Genomic DNA, 21,280 nt, shown 5'->3' with positions numbered 1-21,280 from the left:
TATTTTATCATTTATATATACTTTATTTAAGACAATTAATATTAATTTTATATATATTACAATAAACTTATTCAATTTATTATCTGTATATATGAATATTTTTAACTATAAATATTAAAACTATATTGTAAGAAATACACTTGAAATTTTAAATAAGAGGTGAAATTGTGAAAAAAGATAACCTAAAAAAATATATTATGATAGGAACATTTGCTCTAATACTTTTTGGAATTGCTAGTATAAACTTTAAATCATTAGATAAGACAAAAACTCAGATTTCTAACCCAACACTCGATACACATGAGTATGATTGGTATTTTAACCCTAGAGAAGATGGTAAACAACCCTCTCCTATAAAAGAAGCAGATTTTTTTAAGAAATATGATTCCTATTATGTAGGAAACCCCAATGAAAAAGTTATATATCTGTCATTTGATGCTGGATACGAAAGCGGAAACACTCCAAAATTATTAGATACACTTAAAAAACACAATGCTAAAGCACAGTTTTTCGTAGTTGAAAGTTATATAAAAAGTAATCCAGACTTAATAAAACGTATGGAAAAAGAAGGACATTTAGTTTGTAATCATTCAAAAAGCCATCCATCAATGGCAGGAATTACAGACTTTGAAAAATTTAAAGAAGAAATTACAAGTGTAGAAAAAGCATATAAAGATGTTACTGGAAAAGAAATGCCTAAATATTTTAGACCACCAATGGGTAAGTTTAGTGAACAATCTTTGAAATATACAAAAGACTTAGGTTATAAATCTATATTTTGGAGTTTTGCTTATGTAGATTGGTATGAAAAGAAACAACCTACTCATGAATTTGCAAAAAACAAAATTTATTCAAGAACACATCCTGGTGCAATAGTGCTATTACATCCAAATTCATCAACAAATACTGAAATACTGGATGAAGTTCTTACACATTGGGAAAAAGAAGGTTATAAACTTAAAACGCTTGATTATCTAAGTAATAAAAAATAATATTTTAATTAAAAAAAACTCCAGAATGAATTATAGTAAAAATAAAACTATTTATAAGTACTTTAATTCTTAACGGAGTTTTTTATTTTTTATTGACTGAAATAAGACTTTTCGTATATCCTCTAAAATCGTGTCATTCCTCCTTGTATCGTATTTGAAATAAGTTTCGCACCATTTTGACATCATCCATTTACATTCTCTTAATAAGATTGTGGAATAATTTACAGCGTCAAAAAATCCTTGCAATTACTAGACTTTCTTGTTAAAAAGTGTATACTATGCTAAGCTATAAGCAAGGAGTTGACAGCTATGACTACTATTTGTGTAATGATTGACCATATATTTTTAGATACAGAATATAGACAACCGAATATTCATCAGCATCTTGCAAAACATATTATTATATCACAATCTGGGAACTTGTCTGTAATGTTTGATGAGGGAGAGACATTAGAATGTAAGGGCATTATTATTGATTCCAATGTAGCACATACGGTGGCAAGTGAAGAAAACAAAATGTTGATTTTCTTAATAGATGATACAAGCGTACTTGCCAAAACTCTTAGTCAACGTCAATTACTAGAGGACTCTTTTTTCGTTATGGATAACCTCGCAGTTGAACAAATACAAGAGGTTTACACCACTTGTCATGCAAAAGGGTTGCCCCAAAGTTACATTGATTTTTCAAAGCAAGTTTTCCGTATATTAAATTTAAGTTGTCACATTTCGTCTATTACGGACAGTAGAATACAATGGGCGTTGAATCATATTCTAAAGTCCACACACATTGACAATGAAATCTTTCTCGAGATATGTACCAAAGTAAAATTGTCAAAAAGTCGGTTTTCTCATCTTTTCAAAGAACAAATGGGAATATCACTAAATAGCTATTTGGCTTTATCAAAACTTCGCAAGGCTTATGAGTTATTGTTAAAAAGTGGGGATATTACCTCAGCTGCTATGGATGCAGGATTTAGTTCACCCTCTCATTTTTCAGCTTCCAGCAAAAAATATCTTGGTATCGCTGCAAGTGAGCTTACAGGGAAATGCAGAATATATTTTATTCATTAGTAGCGTCTATTTGAAAGTTAATATATCTAATGTTTGTTATAATAAATGCATAGCGATAAAGATTATTCTTTATTGCTATGCATTATCTTTTTAGGAGTGATGACATTGAAAACAAATAAAATTTCTTTTAATAAAGGTCTATATTGCTTTCATTCAAACGCAAATTTTAATTTTCAGTTAAACAGAATTATTATGTGGGATGGAGGTCGCTTGGAAGATATACAAAAAGCCGCCTCTAAAATTGTCGATAGTGAAAGTTGGAAAACACAACTTATATGTCTGGCACAAGAAGCTGAACAAGATGGACGCATAGAAAATGCAATTGCTTACTATCGTATGAGTGAATTTTTTATGTATGATGGCGACTCTGATAAAATAGAAATCTACACAAAAGCGACTAATCTATTTTACGACTATTACTCTGAATATTTCTCAAATGGAGCCGTACAAACTTTTCATGTGCCATATGAAAATATCACTCTACCTGTGATGTTTGCAAAAGCGCAGGGAGAGAAAAAGGACACTATATTGCTTCACGGTGGAAATGACTCTTACTTTGAAGAATTCTTTTTTCCAATGCTTTATCTTGCGAAACATGGATTTGACGTTTATCTTTTTGAGGGACCTGGTCAAGGTGGTGTGATGCGTTTGCAGGGAAAGCACTTTACTTATAAATGGGAACGTCCAGTGAAAGCAATTTTAGACTATTTTCATTTAGATAATATAACTATTGTAGGTGCTTCCTTAGGAGGTTTTCTTGCTCCACGAGCAGCAGCCTTTGAAAAACGAATTGAGCGCGTGGTGGCTTGGTCTGTATTCCCAAATTTCTTAGACGTAATAATTGGCTCGCAACCAATAAAAATGCAAAAGCTACTTCGCTTACTGCTAAAATTCAAAATAAAAGGACTAGTCAATTTCATCGTAAAGCAAAAAATGAAGCGTGGCGATAGTCTAGTGGTATGGGGTTTAAAGCATGGAATGTACGCATATGAAGCTACTACACCCTATGAGTATTTTCAAAAAATCAATAATTACCAGATAGAACCTATTGCAAAAAAGATAACACAGGACATTTTAATCTTAGGTGCAACAGAAGATCATTTCATTGATTATAGAACTGTTGATAAAGAGATTGATTTACTTACCAACGTCCGTTCTCTTACATTCCGTCTTATGACAGAGGCAGAACAAGCTAGTAACCACTGTAACTGTGGAAATAGCAAACTGGTTTTAGATACAATTTCAAATTGGATTATGATGATGAAAAGACCTGATAGAGTTTAAATGTTGATTTTAGAATCATACAAAATCCCATTTGTTACCATGTACTTATTGCTTTGTTCAAATAATCATTTGTCAAAAAAATTGGTTTACACTTGCGAAATACTACGGTTATAGAAATGAATTATATTATGTAATCACACGACATATATATGATAATGGACCCAGTTACTCAATGTAGCTGGGCCTTTCTTATGTCATAAATTCACAGATTCCCAAAGAAAACTACGCTTAAATAGAGAGGATATAAATACCAACAAACCTATCAAAGAAACGCCTTTCCAGTGTTTAAGCCATTGTATAAGACACGTTAAGAATGATACGAAAATTTGTTATTTTTATAGTTATTTAAAAAGAATTGTCCATTCATTTATCTCTTTGTACCCTATATTGTGATATATTTTTCCTGCTATATCATCATTATAAAAAAGACATGGAACCTTTCCTTCCAACAATAATTCTTTACTTAAATTGTAAACTATATAACTTGCAAATCCTCTTCTTCTATATTCTTTATCGGTGCTTACAGATACTACCATTGCCAAAAAACTAGTTTCCATTCCAGTTGAAACAGTACTAATCATAGTATCATTGTTTTTAATAAAATATGCTCTTACATTTCCTTCTTTTAAATGTTCTTTTCTATCTTCTATGTAATTTTGACTTATTTTATAGTCTGACTTATTTAAAAGTTTACCTATTTCATCAACATCTTTTTCCTGAGCTTTTTCTATTTTATACTCCTTCATGTTAGAGAAATCAATTTCTTTTATTTCTTTTAATATACAAAATTTATTATCTAGTTTTTCATAAAAATCTTTGTATTCACGTATCAATCTATCTATTACACACTTTTTCCCACTTATACTTTCTACATCCAAACCTTTTATATGATTCTTCATCTCTCCTATATCAAAATTATTTTTTAGACTATAAATTATAAGTGTTGACTTATTCTTTAATATTATAGAAGTTATATTTCCGTCTTTTAACTGAAACCATATATCTTGAGAGTGAGAACTAAATCCATAGTTTTCAACATATCCAATTATGAATAAGTTTAAACTTTCTTCATGTGATACATATTGCCAAAATTCCTTTTCTAAAGTATTATCTATTTTTACAATCAAGCATATATCCTCCTTTTGCGTTAATAATGATATACCTTATAGTTTATAGTATCATTTAAAACCATTATATTCTACCAAATATTCTTAATTTTTTTAAATAATTTAAGATTTTAAATTAATCGATTTATATTAAAGTTATACAGTTAAATGTTGTATATCATTTTATACTTTAAATAAACTATATACTTAAATGTCTATGCAATATGTTCATATTTATTTTTATATTCTTTTATTGCTTCATTCCAAGCTTCTTCTACTGAGATACCTTTTTTATTTGCAATTCTTTGTGCTAATTCTATTATTTTCATAGCTTTTCTTGATATATTCATAAATTTTCCTCCTCTAAATTATCATAAATTATTTTAAAGTTAAATTTCTATAGTCATGTTATATCTTTATTTACTTATATCTTACTAATTATTTGTGTACTGAATGTGAATTAAACTAGAAGAAATTTAGAACTTAATAAAACACACACTTTATATACAGTTCACATATATTTGTTATAATACAAGACAAAAGATATAATCTATTATCATTTTACAGGAGTTATAATTATGAACATAATATACTTTTATCTATTTTATACTCATATATAACTATTATATAAATTTTAAACTTTACTATATTCACATAAAAAATGTAGTATTATAGTATATATAATATTATATATAAGGGGGTGCTAAATAAATGAACAATCATATACTGATTCAATTTGAATACATAGCAAGAATCATTACTGCTGGTTTCTGTGGAGCTTTAGTTGGATATGAAAGAAAGAATAGACTAAAAGAAGCTGGAATACGCACTCATTTTATAGTGGCATTAGCTTCAGCACTTATAATCATTGTTTCCAAGTATGGATTTAATGATATAGTTGGTACTCCGGGTATTGGTCTAGACCCAGCACGTGTTGCGGCACAGGTTGTCAGTGGAATAGGTTTTTTAGGTGCTGGACTAATATTTATTAGAAATCAATCAGTAAGTGGGCTTACTACAGCTGCTGGCATATGGGCAACAGCTGGTACAGGTCTTGCCATTGGCTCTGGACTATACTTACTTGGTATTGTTTCAAGTATCATTATTGTTATTGTACAGATATTACTTCATAGGGATAGAAAATGGATGAAACTCCCTACAGCAGAGCAAGTTTCTCTTAAAATTTCTAACAGCACTGATTCCATAGAATATATTGAAGGTAAATTTAAGCAATCTAACATTGAAATTATAAACATGAATATTAAACGTCTTGATGGGGATTGGTTAGAAGTAGTTATATATACTAAGTTACCTAAAGGATATAAAAAAACAAATTTATTAAAATTATTTAGCGATAATCCTCTTATAGAAACTTTAGAAATATAACATAAAAAATGGAACCTTCAAGATAATAATATATTTAATCAAAGTCAAGATATAAATAATCAAGGGATGAGTCTATATAAAACTCATCCCTTGTTTTTCGCCATTCACATATATATTTTTCGATATATTTTGGTTGTTCGGATTTAATCATATTCTTCTAATTCATTTAACTTTTTGTTATCTATTTCTTAGATACATTTTCAAGATTAAGAGTAACAAAAAATGTTAACTAAAAAATATAATTAAGTAGACATTTTTATTAATCTACGATATAATAGTATTTGTGGTAATACACGAGTAAATCAAGTATATCTTGATATAGGTTAATAGGAGTATTTTTAATGAATAATGGAATAGTTAAATGGTTTAATAGTGAAAAAGGATTTGGTTTTATATCAATGGAAGGTAGAGATGATGTATTTGCTCATTTCTCAGCTATACAAACTTCAGGATTTAAATCATTAGAAGAAGGTCAAGAAGTAAGCTTTGATATAGTTAAAGGTACTAGAGGTCTTCAAGCAGAAAATATAATTATATTATAATATATAGATTTTTCGGGAAAGACTCTTTACTAGAGTCTTTTTTTATTGTCAATATATAAGATAACTATTGATGAAATAAATAATTTTGTCTGTCTAATTAAAATTGACCATAAACAATACTTCTTCTATTATCCAATACTCATATTTTGCCATATCATCCCCTAATTTTATTTGTTTTTTAAATAAAAAAAGAGCACTTTCTAGCGACCTTTAATATATTATTGGTATTCTAAATTCTTTTGTTTCCATATTATCAGCTGATAATACTACCTCTATATAAGCTTCTTTTTTAAGCACAATACAATTTTTAAAATTAAATTGCTCTATTCTAAAATTTATTCCTCTATGAATTGTAGTATTATCTTTTGGGTGCCATCTAAGCTCACTATTTATTTGTTCAAAGTTATTATTCTCTCCAATATCCACTTCCATATTAATAAATTTTAAACTTAATATAGGGCTTTTGGCAACAATCGTACTTTTATTTTCTATTACAAAATCAACTAAGTTATTACTATGAATTTTAGCATAAATATCAGATTTATTATCTATGATGTTTAAATCAATTCTAATGTATCCATTGCCATTTTCATAATAATCACCGGCCACATTATTCTTATTATTTCTTCTATATTTTAATATCAATTTAGCTTTTTTATTAGATTCCATAAAAGCTATAATCGATATAATCAAGGCTGCTATTGCTGCAAATGATGCAATTACAGAAATTATATTTACATAGTTACCAAGAGATTCATTAAACTGATTGAGCATATCTTTTTCTCCTTAAAAACATTACTTTTAGCTTATTATAATTACATAATATTTTATACATGTATTTTTGATTTATTACACGAACTTATTATATAAAAAAATACCATCTATTAAGATGATTCTTTAAACTAAGTATCTATGTTTTTGTTTATACTCTGTAACAGCATCATTTCATGCCTCTTGCTCTCTTATTCCTTTTTCTCTAGCAATTCTTTGTGCTATTTTTCTAACTAATTCAGCACTTTTTAATATTCCTATACTAATCACTTCCTCATCTATACTATACATTATACCATATAATAAATAATAAAGCTAATTCTTAGTCAAAAGGTTCTAATATTAGTTTAAATCATTTCTATTAGTTCTTTAATCTTTTTATGTGCTTCTTTTGTAACTCATAGTGATATTGATATGGCAATAGTAAATATGGAAAATTAAACAGTAAATATTTTAGAAGGTCTTAGAATATAATTTACCACCGATTTTATAATACGGCGTCAAATCGGTGGCAAACTCACGTTTTTTTATACTATTTATCATCTAATTTGTTGAAATTTAGCTATTTAGTTATAGGAACTTGAATTTCAGTTACAAACTCCTCTACAATTCCAGTCTCATGTATATCTATCTTGTATATTTCTATAGGGTCAGCAACTATTCTATATTTATTTTCTTCTATAAATTTAAATACCTTCTCCATATATACCTTATTATTAGAATTACTTCCAGTGTAATTTAAAGTTACATAATATCCTTCATCAAAAACTATATTGTATACTTTCTCATTACTTTCCAGAAAGCAAAATACAGATTTAAACTCATTAAATATACCTTTATTAATTGCTTCAGTAGAAAATGCAGAACCAATATTGTTGTTTCCAAGTATATTAAATCTATCTTCATATTCTTTCTGAAGTTTTTGAATTAAAAAATCAAAGTCTTCATCCCTTTTTATATCAGCATTTAATTCTAAAGCTTTTCTTTTTTCTATATATACAACCTCTATCTCATCTATTTTTGTATTTTGAATTACACTTTCAATCGAACTTAATCTTTTTATAATATTTTCCTTATGGCTTATAAATTCAGCTATTTTTTTATCAATTAAATCAAGTTCCTCATTTAGAATATTTTTAGTAGACTCTATACTTCTGTCATCTAAGTATTCTTTTATTTTTTTCATTGGAAAGTTCAAACTTCTAAACTCTTTTATTAAATTTAATTTCCATATGTCTGATATATTATACATTCTGTATCCATTTATATCTCTAACTGGTCTTAGAATGCCTATTTCCTCATAATACATTAATGAATCTCTACCTATTCCATATATTTTAGATATTTCTCCTATTTTATAGTAATCTTTCATTTATATAATAAAATCCTCCATAATCCTATTTTTATTTTAAAATCAACATTGTTCCTCTCTATAACTATAGTATTAGAATATACTAAAAAACCCTCTAAAACAAGGATACTAAAATAAACATTCTACAATTAATCATTAAAATATTTTTATATTATAATGTTAAATATAATATTTCTAATTTCAACTTTTTATAAAGATACTTTAGTTTTATATAGTTTTATATTTACAGCTATTATATCTATCTTTATATAATACTTTTCATATTAAGATGTTCCTTTATAGATTAATAGTTTATTAATTTAATAAATGAGTATTTATTATAATCTTTGGCAAAAAATACAAAACTAAACTTAATTTTAATAAATGAAATTAATTATATAAAATTATTAATGTAGGATTAAATTATATAAAAAATTAATTATGAATAAAATAATTGTGTATCTAATCAAAGTTTAAAGTATTTTTTGATGGAATACCATGTAAAATCATGATTATATAAACATTTTAAATTAAAAGTCACAAGTGAAATAGATTTTTTCTAAAATACTAAATAGGGAATTTATATACCAATATATACATAATGTAACCTTTCTGCAATTGATGAAAGTATATTGCACAAGGTATGTATATAGATAAAATAAAAAATTTAATAAAAACCTAATACAAAATATCGTTATTAAACACTTAAACATTTATTGTTTCAGTGCTTTTTAGTTAAAATTATCTTATTTAGTAAAAACATCAAAGTTCAACAAAGTTTTTTAATTTAAATATATTAATGTATAATATAATTAAGATATAATAATAAAAAGAAATGAGGAATATCATGAGCATACTCCTAAAAAAAGCACCCAAATTTAGTATAATCCCTTTATAGTAGACACTTTTAAAAAAGCACAATGATGCTAAAGGTGAAGATTATAAGGGGGTTTTTCTATGTGTAAAAAAAATAATAAATATAGTAAAGAATTAAAATTAAAAGCTGTAGATATGTATATATATGAATTTGAGCAGAGAAGAGCTTTCAAATAAAATAAATATCAGTTATTCAGCATTATCAAAATATAAAACTAATAATAGATTTCCTGATAAAGTAATACTAAATAAAATAGCTGATTTTTTTGATGTATCTACAGACTACTTATTAGGTAGAAACAAAAAATTTTAAGATGAAGAAGATGAGGAAGTAAAAGAATTAGTTGACATCATATATAAATTAGATAAGGAAGATAGAGATGCAGTATTAAAGATACTTGATTCTCTAATAAGTAAATATAAATAGCAAAAAAACATTGATATAACTAATCAATATTTTTTTGCTATTTTATATGAAAAATAAGAAGGAAAATAGAAATAACTGTAGAAATAAATATATTAAAAGAATATTTTAGATAGATATGGGTAAAGAGGGGGATAAAATTATGAAACCAAAACGTTCTAAACTTCTATTAATTTCTGCAATTATAGGTACATTATACTCTATTTATATTGTTACCTACTTTGCTGGTATTGGCGGAGAAGGTGATGCTGCCACAGCAATAGGTGGAGCTATAGCTACTGCATTAGTAATGCCACATATGATTCTAGTAGTATTAGCAACTATTTTTAATTGGCTTGGCTACTTTGGCAACAAAAGAGGGTTTGCTTTAACTGGAGCTATACTATATACAGTAGCTGGTGTAGTATTCCCATTATATTTAATGTTTGTTGTTCCATCTTTAGTTTTAAGCTTTGTTGGATTTGCTAAGTTAAAACAAATAATAGCATTAAATAATGCATAACATAAAAAATACATTGGCATAAAGTCAATGTATTTTTTATGTTTAATAAATATGTATACCTTCATCTCTTATATTTTTTTCATAAATTTCTTTAATCATTTTTGCAAAGAGTTCATAATCTTCTTCATCCTTTATTTTCAACTCAATTAAAGATAAAAATACTATATAGTTAATATAAAACTGTCTATAACATTTTAGACATTTTACTCGAAACTGAAATACCACAATACTTCTATATTTTTACTATACAATAAAAATATTATTTTTGAATATCTGTACCAATTTGTGGTATAATAAAAGCAAGGAAATAATTTACTCCTACAAAGAGTGATTATTTTCAATTGTTAAGTGAAAATATTATTTTTTTAAATCACCCTTATTGGCGTTTGGGTGATTTTTTATTTTGTCATAAATATAAGCTGATATAACACCAGCTAGTATGCTTAATAAAAAACCTATCATATAATTTCACCTCCTTCCTTATTTGGAATTTGGCGTTTAATATGAAAATAATCACCCTTCGCACTTTCGATTATTATCCTTGCTAAAATTATTATAACATATAATTCTTACATATTTTACCTATATATTACATTTAAATTTCTATTTTAGTTTATTCTTCTTGTTTACACGTGTATAAGTACGTTTTATAATATAATTATAAGGAGTTGATATAGTGAAAAAAGATATATATGTATATCCTGCTATACTAAGCTATGATGAAGATGGTATCTCTGTAGAATTTCCTGATTTGCCAGGTTGCCTTACATGTGCAGATACAACAGAAGAAGCCTTAAAAATGGCAAAAGATGCTCTAGGGCTACATCTGTATGGGATAGAAGAAGACAATGACATAATCCCTCCTGCAACTACTATAGATAAACTAAATTTAGAGAAAAATCAAATACCTACTTTAATAGAAATATATATGCCTATTCACCGCAAAGCTATAGAAAATTACTCTGTTAAAAAGACACTTACTATACCTCAATGGCTTAATAGAGAAGCTGAGAAACATAAGGTTAATTTTTCTCAGATACTTCAAGAAGCTTTAAAAAATCATCTTAATATTCATTAGATATTAGAGCAGTATAACTGCTCTTTTATATAAAAACTTATAAAGGAAGTGTACATATATGAACATCAAATCAGCTTTATAAGAAAAAGAGCGGAAAAATTCTATGTATATGTGGAGTATATAGAAGAAACAATTGGCAAAAGAAACAAAAAAATTATGGGAGATATGAAAAGAAAAAGGATGCTGAAAAACATTTAATTGAAATAAAGTCCACTGTAAACAATAATAAGTTATTGACATTGGTATTATACCATAGTTTATCATTTATATTAGAAATAAAATTATTAATTAATAGTTTCGTAATTTTATAATAGATTTACAAGGAGTGGTAATAAATGGATACAAAAATATCTATAAACGAAAACATGAGTCTAGGTAAAAGGTTTTTTAAATACCTAGCACCATCTGTAGTTGCAATGTGGGTTTTCTCACTATACACAATGGTTGATGGAATATTTGTAAGTAAGGGAGTTGGAGAATTAGCTTTGGCTGCTGTCAATATATCAATGCCTTTTATTAATTTTATATTTGCAGTTTCTCTGTTATTTTCAACTGGTGCATCCACTATAATTGCAATTTATCTAGGTAAAAAAGACATTAAGTCTGCAAATGAAGTCTTTTCATTTAACTTAGTATCAATAATTATACTATCTATAATTATATTAGCTATAACTTTTTTTAATTTAGACAGATTAGCACTATTTTTAGGAGCTACAGAATCTACAATTGGCATGGTTAAAGATTATTTAGGAATAATAATATTTTTTAACGGATTCTTTATAGTATCTTACTCTTTAGAGGTTATAATAAAAACTGATGGATTCCCAATATTAGCTACTGTTGGTGTAATAATATCTGCTATTACAAACATCATACTTGATTACCTATTTGTAATTAAATTTGGATGGGGTGTAAAAGGTGCTGGTATTGCAACAGGTTTGTCTCAAGTCTTTTCTACTATTTTTTTCTTAGTACACTTTTTAAGAAAAAACTCTACTTTGAATTTTTCAAAATTTAGAGTTGATTTTAAGACACTTAGAAAAATTGTATTTATAGGTTTTCCTGATTCAACTACTGAGTTAAGTTGTGGTATAGTTGTCTTACTTTTTAATTTGAGTCTTACTAAATATATTGGAGAAAATGCTCTTATTTATTATAGTGTTATAAATTATATAAATACACTAGTACTTATGACTATGATGGGTATAACTCAAGGTATGCAACCACTTACTAGTTTTTATTATGGTGCAGGAAACATAGATAATGTAAAAAAATTATTAAAAATGGGGATAAAATCCACAGTAATAGCATCAATTGCTGTATTTGCAATTTGTATGGCTTTTTCAGGAACAATAGTCTCTTTATTTATACACCCAGAAGAAACAATACTATTTAATGAAGGAATTCGTGTATTTAAAATATTCTCTATATCCTTCTTATTAGTGGGAATTAATGTAATAATTTCTGGATTCTTTGTTTCAGTAGAAAAACCATCAATTTCTACTGTTATATCCCTTGGTAGAGGGCTTGTAATAGTTGTTTTAAGTCTAGTTTCAATGATACTAATATTTGGTGGTAAAGGAATATGGATGACTACTATTGTTTCCGAATTTATATGCCTTATTTTATCAATAGTTTTCCTAAAAAAGAATTTTTCTACATTAGACTCTAATCTAAATAAGGTTGCTTAAACAATACTATTTAAAAATATATAAAATAAAAAATACCTATTATACAATCTTGCAAATATTAAACCTTTGCAAAAACTAGGATTATATAATAGGTATTTTATTTATGTAATTATTTTATTTCTAAATATCCATAACCATCTTTTATTAAAGTTCCTTTTACTTCATATTCTACAGTTTTTTCAAATATTGGACCATCTACTACAAACGTATGATATTCTCCATGTTCTCCACATGGGTCTGCACCTGCATCTTTTATCTTTTTAACGAGTTCTCTAGTCAATTTTTCTCCTAAGAATTCCTCTCCTAGATACTTTAAATTTACTTTTGTTACAATACTACAAAACCCACTGTCTATAAATTCATATACTAAGCTTTCTCTACTCTCTTTCCATAACGGTAAATTTACTTTCATACCAACTGCATCACATCTATCAGAATCCCATTTTCTATGACTTTCTATGTCTATATCTCCATACGCACATATTGTTGCTCCCATATTTTTAGCTTTTATTAAAGCTCTCTCAAAACTCTCTTCGTATCCTTCTACTCCACACTCAGCAACTAATAAAGGTAATCCTATATTGCTACTTACTTGTTTAAGCATATTATATTCTAAATTATGTGTCCATGATTTTCCATGTTCTTCACTTACAGTTGTCAAGAGTGCCACAGGCTTATATCCTTTTTTCAACATTCGATTTAATGCCAATATACTATCCTTACCACCACTAAATGACATTACAAATTTTTCATCAGCCAATCTTAACACCTCTTTCATCTAACTTTGTTTCATTATTATAATTATACCAAATTTTTGAGTTGCTTAGCAAATTATATACTACTTTAAATTGTTAATTCACTATAAAAAATGTCCCTAATATTAAAAGTATAACCCCTATGTATTTGTATAAATGCATTGTTTCTTGTCCCAAAATCACGCTATCAATAAAAAATCCAACTAGAACTTGAGATACAAGTGTCAATATAAGTGTATTTGATACTCCTAAATTGGGAATTGCCTTCACTGTAAAATATATTATTAGACCTCCAAATACTCCTCCTAATAATAGTTTATAGTTAAAACCATTTATAGATATTAGATATTTTAAATCGCCTGTAACTATTATACTTGCCAAAAAAAATATTGCTCCTACAGTTAAGCTTATAAAGGTGGCTACTAGTGCCGTTGTACTTTTTCCTAGCTCTCCATTTATAAAAGCTTCAAGAGCAGTAGAACCACCTGCTAATAATGCAAATATTATTGCCCATAATTTTGTCATGGACAAACCCCCTTCTATATAATTCTATTAATAGAAGTTTATGATACAACCTGTTAATTAATTACTAAGTATGGTTTAATTTTTATACACTAGACTTTATTTGGCTATAAATTTCTATTATAATTGTTCTATTAATTTTGGAGGTGATTTTATGTACACAAATTTTAATATTGATTTTAATAACTTCAATAAAAAAGAAAATTCTACTAAATTTATGTTAATGGGAGTATTACTCGTTATATTAGGATTATTGTGTCTTACATTTAAGGCACTAGGTATAAAATTAATTTCTTGGACTTTTGGTATTGCACTTTTATTCTTTGCATATTTAAATCTGAAAAATATTAACGAACTAAAAAGATATGCTACTAAAGAAGAAATTAAACCCTCTACTAATGTCCAATGGATTCTAATAATTGCATGTATATTACTTTTTGTATTTCCTCAAAAAATACAAAGTATATTTTCATTGTTTTTAGGATTTTATTTAATATTTAATCAACTAGTAGCACTTGTAAATAGCAAGAACAATCCTTATTCTAAATTTACAACTTGGAATATAATTAAGATTCTATTCGGTATATGCCTTATATTATCTCCACTTTTTCTATCTAGGTTTATAGTATCGATAATGTCCTTTTTCATAATATTATTTGGATTGGTTCTATTTTTCTCTGGAAATAATGCAAGAAAATATTAATTATTTTCTTGCATTATTTTTATATTACTTAAAATAGAATTTGTTTAAGTCATATATTTATGGTAATATGTTTTTTGTACAAATTGAGTGTACAATTTTATTAGAAATAGGTGATTACTTTGGATAAATTTAAATATGCTTTTGATAATAAAAGATATCATACTTGGAATTATTATCTTAGAAATACTTTTGGAGAAAAAGTTTTTAAGGTATCGATAAACGCAGGATTTACTTGCCCAAATATTGATGGAAGTATTGGCTATGGCGGATGTACCTATTGTAGCAAGGAAGGTTCTGGTGACTTTGCTGGTAACCCTAAAGATAATCTTATTAGTCAATTTTATAATATAAGAGAAATGATGTTAAAAAAATGGCCTCATGCAAAATATATTGGTTATTTTCAAGCTTATACAAATACGTATGCTCCTCTTGAGGTTTTAAAAGAAAAGTATGAGACTATATTAGAACTTGATGATGTCATAGGTCTTTCAATATCAACAAGACCTGACTGTTTACCAGATGATGTTGTAGAATACTTATCTGAACTAAATAAAAGAACTAACTTATGGGTTGAACTTGGACTTCAAACAATTCATGATTCTACATCTAAAATTATAAATAGAGGACATGATTATAAAACATTTGTTGAAGCTGTTGAAAAATTAAAGGCTAAAAATATAAAGGTTGTTGTACACATTATAAATGGTCTTCCTGGTGAAGATTATAATATGATGATGGAAACTGCAAAAGCAGTTGGTAAAATGGGGGTAGATGGCATAAAAATTCATTTATTACATGTCATAAAAGACACTCCTATGGAAAAGATGCTACAAAATGGCATGTTAACTCTTATGAAACAAGATGAATATATCAATCTCGTCTGTGACCAATTAGAAATACTTCCTGAAACTATGATAATCCATAGACTTACTGGTGATGGCAAAAGAGATGAACTAGTTGGTCCTTTGTGGAGTCTAAAAAAATGGGAGATTTTAAATCAAATTGATGATACTTTGAAGGTTCGAAATTCTTATCAAGGTTGTAAGTTTGTTTAATAATGCATATTTATTACAAATAAAATAATCTCAAAAAATAATAACTATAGAAAGAATTATATAAATATAGTTCTCTCTATAGTTATTTAGTATTTATAAAACATTCTTATTCCATCATAAGAAAGATTAAATGCTACTACTGATGGTATTAACATCACCCCAAATAGCTTCCCCAAAGAAAAACTTTCCAAATAATCCAAGTGTAACCCTTAGTATTCCTGCTGTTGTGACAAATACATACCCTTTATTTTTTCCCCTATTTTAAATTCCCCTCTAATTTTATTTAAGTCAATACACATCGTTTTTGTTGAGCAAAAATTACGCCACTTTAATACAATATATATCGACACAAAAAAAGTATTTTCAACAGTACTAATAAATTTCAATTTTTTCATACTTATCTCATACATACTTCAAGTTGATTTAGACTTGTTTTAATTGTAAAATAAGTTATATATAACTTATTCAAGTTTAAAATAGACTAAAACTTATGTATTATATATAAATATTAAACTTTAATTGTATTTAATAAATTAAACCTATGTTAACATATCATTAAAAATTTAGGAGGAAAACAGAAAAATGGATTTGAATTTAAAATTAGATTTGGAGTTTTATCAAAAGATATTAGAAGCCTCTCATGACGAAATATGTGTATCTGATAATAAAGGAATAATAATATATTGTAATAAAGCATTTGAAGAAAATTATGGTCTAAAAAAAGAAGATATTTTAGGAAAAAATGTTTCTTTCTTAGAGGAATCTGGATATTCAACAAAAAGTCCCATACCATCCGTATTAAAAACAAAGTCTAAATTTTCACTAGAACAAGATACTCAAACAGGAAAAAAACTCATCATAACTGCTACTCCTGTATTTGATGAAAATGGAAATTTAGAATTCATTGTTGAAAATTGTAGAGATATAACTGAGCTTAATAATATAAAAAATAAACTTGAAGATACAAAAAAACAAGTAAAAAAATATAAATCCGAAGTAGAAACACTATACAGAACTTCCCTTAGAATTGAAGATACTGTAATTATGGACGGAATAGCAATGAGACCAATCATAAACACAGTAAATCATGTTTCTAAAACGGATGTAAGTGTACTTTTATTAGGAGAGTCTGGAACAGGAAAAAGTTCACTTGCTAGGTATATACACCATAACAGTAATAGAGCCAATGGTCCATTTACAACCATAAATTGTGCAACTATATCTCCACAACTCCTTGAATCTGAACTTTTTGGATATACTCCAGGTGCTTTTACAGGTGCAAATACCAAAGGTAAAGCTGGGCTTGTAGAATTAGCTGATGGAGGAACTCTTTTTCTAGACGAAATAGGAGATATACCACAAAATCTACAAGCAAAATTTTTGCAATTAATACAGGATAAAACTTTTACTCCAGTTGGAAGCTTAAAAAACAAAAAGGTCGATATAAGGATTATATCTGCTACAAATTCTGATTTAGTTTCAAAGGTAAAAGAAAAAAAATTTAGAGAAGATTTATATTATAGATTAAATGTTATAGAAATAAAATTGCCTCCTCTTAGAGAAAGAAGGGATAATCTAGTAGATATTATAAAATATTATTTTAATATATACTCAAGTGACTTCAACCTAAATAAAACTATTTCCAAAGAAGCTGTGGATGTTATTGCAAATTATGAATTTCCAGGTAATATAAGAGAATTGCAGAATATAATTCAAAAAATCTTACTTACTTGCACAAATAATCATATAACAATAGATGATTTACCAAACATCCTTACAAAAAATATACATATCAATGATGGAAATAAAGTACATATATCCCAAATTAATAAAGTTACTATATCTGACTCAAAATCTATTGATTATAAAAATAAAAATTTTGATACCTTAATTATGGAGTACAAAAAAAATATAATTTTGGATGCTTATGAAAAATTTGGCAGTTCTTATAAAGTAGCCAAACACCTTGAAATTTCACAATCTAAGGCTAGTAGGTTAATTAGAAAGTATACTAATACTTAATTTTAAATTTGATAAATAAAAACTTAACACTATTTACATATTGTAAATTTGGACATTTACTGGTATTATGAATATGGTTGAAATTATTTAAATAAATATGATTGACTTAATTTCATATATTTACCATTAAACTTTTATCATAAATATCATATCATAATAATATATTTAATAAGTCTAACAAACTATACGAGGTGTAAATATGTTAATGAATACCCATTTTATTATGGCAAAATCAATACTTAATAATATAGATGAAAATAAAACATTCTTTATAAGCGAAAAAAATTTTATATATGGTAATATAAAGCCAGATGCTTTTTCTAAATATAAATTAAAAAAACATTATTTGGATGAATCATTTAATATGATTGTTTCTAAGATAAACTACCTATGTAGTCTTAATATAGATAGTCTTTCTAAATACTTTTCAGTAAGTAGACTTAGTCAGGAACTAGGAGTCATATGCCATTTTTTATGTGATTTTTTCTGTGTAGCTCACAGTGAACGCTGGGAATTTAAGCATAGCCTAAATAAACATGTTACTTATGAAAGGGAACTTGGAGCATTTGCAAAGGATGTTGATTTATCTAAAATTAAACGTGGTACTATAAATAATAGCTTTGAAAAGTTTTTTACTAAACTTTATAGTGATTATAAAAAGAAAACTGATTATATGAATGATTTAAAATTTTCAGCTTACACTTGCAATAGTGTCATAAATTATATACTTGACTCTATTTTATCTAATACAATAAAATCATATCATATAGCAAATTGCGGTTAACTTAAGAATTTTCAAACTTATAATTGAGTATAATCAAAATGACTGTCTTAGAGAATTATAAAATATAATTTTATAATTCTCTAAGACAGTCATTTTTTTATATTAAATAAAGAAAATATTATAAAATAAATAAAGAAAATATTATAAAATTGACTAATTAATAGATTTATACGAAAATATAATCTATTAAATTTTAATTAACCATACAAATCTTATATTTAATTATTTATCTCCATTATAACATCTATAGCATTTTTTACACTATCTACTATATAATTTGCACTTTGCTTTACATCTTCCCTTGCTTTAGACATGGCAAAACTGTATTTAAACCCTTCTAACATACAAATATCATTTGGAGAATCCCCAATAGTAGCAACTTCATCTGGACTTACATTTAAAGTTTTTATTACATGTTCTATACTTCCCCTCTTTGACACACTTTTAGGAACTATATTTAAAGTATATGTTCCAGAAAAATATATCTCTAATACTTCACTAAACTCACTTTTCAGATAAAGTTCTATCCTAGATAACTCCTCTAAATTTTCAGAACATACCCCTATATTTCCTATAAGATTATCAAAACTACTTCTTTTCTCAAAATCAGGGTCAACTATAAAATCACTAGAATAGTGTCTAAAAGCAGTTGTATCACTGCCCACAATTACATCACCCTTATATTTAAAATACAATTGTGCATCACTTGACTCAAATCTATCAATTACTTTTTTCACTAAACTATCATCTATCGTTCTTTTAAAAATCACATTATAATCTTTATCATGTATAAATGAACCATTTTCACATATATAATATCCATTCATATCTAAATTGTCTTTGATAATATTACGAGCTTGTTTAAAGATTCTACCTGTAGCTACATTAAACTGCACTCCCTTTTTTTCTACTTCTTCAATTGCTGATATATCCTCTTTTGTTATAGTTCCATTTTCATATAGAGTTCCATCTAAATCACAAAATATATGTTTTATCATAAATTAAAAGCCCTCCAAAAATAATTTTATATTTACACTAGTGCTTTAAATATAACTAATATCATAATAACTTAAAGCTTTTCTAATTGTATTCTCAATTCATTAAGTAAATCTCTAGTAGCTCTTAATCTTATCTTTCTTCTATCTCCATTAAATATATTTTTCTTTACTATTGTTTTTCCATTTATATATATTGCAGTATAAACCAATCCCACAGGCTTTTCCTCAGTCCCTCCTCCAGGTCCAGCTACTCCAGTTGTAGATATACCTATATTGGTTTTAAGCCCTTTAGCAACGCCCTCAGCCATTTCTATTGCAGTTTGTTCACTTACTGCTCCAAACTCTTCTAAAGTTTCTCTTTTTACCCTTAACCTTTTCATTTTAGAATCATTAGAATATGTTACACAACCTTCAAGAAATACAGAAGATATTCCAGGGTAGTTTATAAGAGATGAAGAAACCAAACCACCAGTACAAGATTCAGCTACTGCTATTGTTAGATTTTTTTCTACGAGAAGCTTTGAAACAGCATCTTCTAATGCAGTCTCTCCTTCAGATACTGAAATGTCTCCTTCAGTATATATATATTTGCCAACTCTACTTTTTATTTTTTCTTCTACTGGTTTTATTAACTTAAAAGCCTCTTCTTCAGTTTCAGCCTTTGCAGTTATTCTTATTGTAACTTCTAATTCTTTTGCATACAAAGCAACTGTTGGATTGGTTTGTTCATTAATTATATCGAGAATTTCTAATTCTAGATTTGACTCCCCGATTCCATATAATCTTAAAGTTTTAGAGACTAGCATTTCATTTGTGAATTGCTGTAAGTAAGGTTTGACACTCTCATTAAACATAGCCTTCATTTCTCTTGGAGGTCCAGGCAATACTATTATACTTTTATCATCCTTCTTTAAAATTGCTCCTGGAGCTGTACCATTATTGTTTTTTAGTACTATAGCATCTTTGGGAAAGTATACTTGTTTCATATTGTTTTCAGCCATTTTTTTTCCTGTTTTAACGAAGAAAGATTCCAAAACTTCTAATGATGGTTTATGTAATTCTAATTCCTGACCAAAGTATTCTGCAGCAGTTTCTTTTGTTATATCATCACCAGTTGGCCCAAGACCACCTGTAGTAATGACTAAATCACTTCTCTTTAGACTCTCACCAAAACATTCTAAAAGCCTTTGCTTATTATCTCCAACTGTACTCTGATGGTATACTTCTATACCCAATGATGCAAGTTCCTTAGCTAAAAATTGAGAATTTGTATTCACTATATCTCCTAATAGTATTTCTGTTCCTACACTTATTACTTCTGCTTTCAAAATTTATCACTCCTTGATTTATAGCCATTAAGACTAGTC

Annotated in this window: 20 protein-coding genes and 1 pseudogene; 14 read left to right on the top strand and 7 right to left on the bottom strand. The window is 27.0% G+C overall.

The genetic code is table 11. The features are described 5' to 3' along the window. Positions 1-167: 167 nt before the first annotated feature. The 3 genes from pdaA (at position 168) to JJC02_06895 (ending at position 3,347) form a co-directional block, all read left to right on the top strand. On the top strand, positions 168-992 hold the full coding sequence (gene pdaA, locus JJC02_06905; GenBank protein UDN55896.1) for a delta-lactam-biosynthetic de-N-acetylase: 825 nt from the start codon (positions 168-170) through the stop codon (positions 990-992). A 309-nt stretch (positions 993-1,301) separates the two neighbouring features. Next, a complete protein-coding gene (locus JJC02_06900; GenBank protein UDN55895.1) occupies positions 1,302-2,063 on the top strand; it encodes a helix-turn-helix domain-containing protein in 762 nt (253 codons plus the stop codon). Positions 2,064-2,108: 45 nt separating this feature from the next. Further along, positions 2,109-3,347 carry an alpha/beta fold hydrolase gene (locus JJC02_06895; protein UDN55894.1) on the top strand — a complete coding sequence of 413 codons (1,239 nt, stop codon included), beginning with the start codon at positions 2,109-2,111 and terminating at the stop codon, positions 3,345-3,347. A gap of 341 nt (positions 3,348-3,688) precedes the next feature. Here JJC02_06895 and JJC02_06890 read toward each other — a convergent pair whose 3' ends face one another. Beyond that, positions 3,689-4,474 carry a GNAT family N-acetyltransferase gene (locus JJC02_06890; protein ID UDN55893.1) on the bottom strand — a complete coding sequence of 262 codons (786 nt, stop codon included), beginning with the start codon at positions 4,472-4,474 and terminating at the stop codon, positions 3,689-3,691. Positions 4,475-5,164: 690 nt separating this feature from the next. Here JJC02_06890 and JJC02_06885 point away from each other — a divergent pair. Both JJC02_06885 and JJC02_06880 read left to right on the top strand, forming a co-directional pair. Next, positions 5,165-5,839 carry an MgtC/SapB family protein gene (locus JJC02_06885; protein ID UDN55892.1) on the top strand — a complete coding sequence of 225 codons (675 nt, stop codon included), beginning with the start codon at positions 5,165-5,167 and terminating at the stop codon, positions 5,837-5,839. Positions 5,840-6,180: 341 nt separating this feature from the next. Continuing rightward, positions 6,181-6,381, top strand: a complete 201-nt coding sequence (locus JJC02_06880) for a cold-shock protein (protein UDN55891.1) — start codon at positions 6,181-6,183, stop codon at positions 6,379-6,381. Between the two features lie 210 nt (positions 6,382-6,591). Here JJC02_06880 and JJC02_06875 read toward each other — a convergent pair whose 3' ends face one another. Then, entirely contained in the window at positions 6,592-7,155 is a 564-nt protein-coding gene (locus tag JJC02_06875) for a hypothetical protein (GenBank protein UDN55890.1), read from the bottom strand. Between the two features lie 559 nt (positions 7,156-7,714). Next, positions 7,715-8,524 (bottom strand): MerR family transcriptional regulator, encoded by an 810-nt coding sequence (locus JJC02_06870; protein UDN55889.1) that lies wholly within the window; start codon positions 8,522-8,524, stop codon positions 7,715-7,717. 1,000 nt (positions 8,525-9,524) lie between these two features. Here JJC02_06870 and JJC02_06865 point away from each other — a divergent pair. From JJC02_06865 to JJC02_06845, 5 genes and pseudogenes are all read left to right on the top strand, one after another. Beyond that, complete coding sequence (locus JJC02_06865; GenBank protein ID UDN55888.1) at positions 9,525-9,692, top strand: helix-turn-helix transcriptional regulator; 168 nt, start codon at positions 9,525-9,527, stop codon at positions 9,690-9,692. Between the two features lie 253 nt (positions 9,693-9,945). Then, entirely contained in the window at positions 9,946-10,305 is a 360-nt protein-coding gene (locus JJC02_06860) for a hypothetical protein (GenBank protein UDN55887.1), read from the top strand. Positions 10,306-10,978: 673 nt separating this feature from the next. Next, the gene (locus tag JJC02_06855; protein ID UDN56390.1) at positions 10,979-11,383 is read left to right on the top strand and encodes a type II toxin-antitoxin system HicB family antitoxin; all 405 of its coding nucleotides are present in this window, start codon (positions 10,979-10,981) and stop codon (positions 11,381-11,383) included. Positions 11,384-11,452: 69 nt separating this feature from the next. After that, positions 11,453-11,613, top strand: a pseudogene (locus JJC02_06850) (Arm DNA-binding domain-containing protein). Between the two features lie 105 nt (positions 11,614-11,718). Further along, a complete protein-coding gene (locus JJC02_06845; GenBank protein ID UDN55886.1) occupies positions 11,719-13,074 on the top strand; it encodes an MATE family efflux transporter in 1,356 nt (451 codons plus the stop codon). Positions 13,075-13,183: 109 nt separating this feature from the next. Here JJC02_06845 and JJC02_06840 read toward each other — a convergent pair whose 3' ends face one another. Further along, on the bottom strand, positions 13,184-13,852 hold the full coding sequence (locus JJC02_06840; protein UDN55885.1) for a diphthine--ammonia ligase: 669 nt from the start codon (positions 13,850-13,852) through the stop codon (positions 13,184-13,186). A 73-nt stretch (positions 13,853-13,925) separates the two neighbouring features. Next, entirely contained in the window at positions 13,926-14,354 is a 429-nt protein-coding gene (locus JJC02_06835) for a DMT family transporter (protein UDN55884.1), read from the bottom strand. 151 nt (positions 14,355-14,505) lie between these two features. Between JJC02_06835 and JJC02_06830 the strand changes: the two genes are divergently transcribed. From JJC02_06830 to JJC02_06815, 4 genes are all read left to right on the top strand, one after another. Next, complete coding sequence (locus JJC02_06830) at positions 14,506-15,054, top strand: DUF308 domain-containing protein (GenBank protein ID UDN55883.1); 549 nt, start codon at positions 14,506-14,508, stop codon at positions 15,052-15,054. Positions 15,055-15,173: 119 nt separating this feature from the next. Beyond that, entirely contained in the window at positions 15,174-16,109 is a 936-nt protein-coding gene (locus JJC02_06825; protein ID UDN55882.1) for a TIGR01212 family radical SAM protein, read from the top strand. 582 nt (positions 16,110-16,691) lie between these two features. Beyond that, positions 16,692-18,131 (top strand): sigma 54-interacting transcriptional regulator, encoded by a 1,440-nt coding sequence (locus JJC02_06820; protein ID UDN55881.1) that lies wholly within the window; start codon positions 16,692-16,694, stop codon positions 18,129-18,131. A gap of 199 nt (positions 18,132-18,330) precedes the next feature. After that, positions 18,331-18,915, top strand: a complete 585-nt coding sequence (locus JJC02_06815) for a zinc dependent phospholipase C family protein (GenBank protein ID UDN55880.1) — start codon at positions 18,331-18,333, stop codon at positions 18,913-18,915. A gap of 218 nt (positions 18,916-19,133) precedes the next feature. On the opposite strand, the gene JJC02_06810 is transcribed toward JJC02_06815, so the two are convergent. Together JJC02_06810 and JJC02_06805 are read right to left on the bottom strand one after the other, a co-directional pair. Next, positions 19,134-19,913 (bottom strand): HAD family hydrolase, encoded by a 780-nt coding sequence (locus JJC02_06810; GenBank protein UDN55879.1) that lies wholly within the window; start codon positions 19,911-19,913, stop codon positions 19,134-19,136. A 71-nt stretch (positions 19,914-19,984) separates the two neighbouring features. Further along, positions 19,985-21,241 carry a competence/damage-inducible protein A gene (locus tag JJC02_06805; GenBank protein UDN55878.1) on the bottom strand — a complete coding sequence of 419 codons (1,257 nt, stop codon included), beginning with the start codon at positions 21,239-21,241 and terminating at the stop codon, positions 19,985-19,987. Positions 21,242-21,280 lie beyond the last annotated feature (39 nt).

The sequence above is a fragment of the Clostridioides sp. ES-S-0054-01 genome (assembly GCA_021561035.1).
In the GTDB taxonomy this organism is placed as follows: Bacteria; Bacillota; Clostridia; order Peptostreptococcales; family Peptostreptococcaceae; genus Clostridioides.
Note: the sequence above shows the minus strand (reverse complement) of the source record. Positions and strands in the feature narration are given on the sequence as shown.

What these genes read in the sequence shown, in the direction of transcription:
- JJC02_06900 (UDN55895.1), top strand. Translation starts at nt 1,302, where the DNA reads ATGACTACTATTTGTGTAATGATTGACCATATATTTTTAGATACAGAA.
- JJC02_06895 (UDN55894.1), top strand. Translation starts at nt 2,109, where the DNA reads ATGCATAGCGATAAAGATTATTCTTTATTGCTATGCATTATCTTTTTA.
- JJC02_06885 (UDN55892.1), top strand. Translation starts at nt 5,165, where the DNA reads ATGAACAATCATATACTGATTCAATTTGAATACATAGCAAGAATCATT.
- JJC02_06880 (UDN55891.1), top strand. Translation starts at nt 6,181, where the DNA reads ATGAATAATGGAATAGTTAAATGGTTTAATAGTGAAAAAGGATTTGGT.
- JJC02_06875 (UDN55890.1), bottom strand. Translation starts at nt 7,155, where the DNA reads ATGCTCAATCAGTTTAATGAATCTCTTGGTAACTATGTAAATATAATT.
- JJC02_06870 (UDN55889.1), bottom strand. Translation starts at nt 8,524, where the DNA reads ATGAAAGATTACTATAAAATAGGAGAAATATCTAAAATATATGGAATA.
- JJC02_06865 (UDN55888.1), top strand. Translation starts at nt 9,525, where the DNA reads ATGAATTTGAGCAGAGAAGAGCTTTCAAATAAAATAAATATCAGTTAT.
- JJC02_06860 (UDN55887.1), top strand. Translation starts at nt 9,946, where the DNA reads ATGAAACCAAAACGTTCTAAACTTCTATTAATTTCTGCAATTATAGGT.
- JJC02_06845 (UDN55886.1), top strand. Translation starts at nt 11,719, where the DNA reads ATGGATACAAAAATATCTATAAACGAAAACATGAGTCTAGGTAAAAGG.
- JJC02_06840 (UDN55885.1), bottom strand. Translation starts at nt 13,852, where the DNA reads ATGAAAGAGGTGTTAAGATTGGCTGATGAAAAATTTGTAATGTCATTT.
- JJC02_06835 (UDN55884.1), bottom strand. Translation starts at nt 14,354, where the DNA reads ATGACAAAATTATGGGCAATAATATTTGCATTATTAGCAGGTGGTTCT.
- JJC02_06830 (UDN55883.1), top strand. Translation starts at nt 14,506, where the DNA reads ATGTACACAAATTTTAATATTGATTTTAATAACTTCAATAAAAAAGAA.
- JJC02_06820 (UDN55881.1), top strand. Translation starts at nt 16,692, where the DNA reads ATGGATTTGAATTTAAAATTAGATTTGGAGTTTTATCAAAAGATATTA.
- JJC02_06815 (UDN55880.1), top strand. Translation starts at nt 18,331, where the DNA reads ATGTTAATGAATACCCATTTTATTATGGCAAAATCAATACTTAATAAT.
- JJC02_06810 (UDN55879.1), bottom strand. Translation starts at nt 19,913, where the DNA reads ATGATAAAACATATATTTTGTGATTTAGATGGAACTCTATATGAAAAT.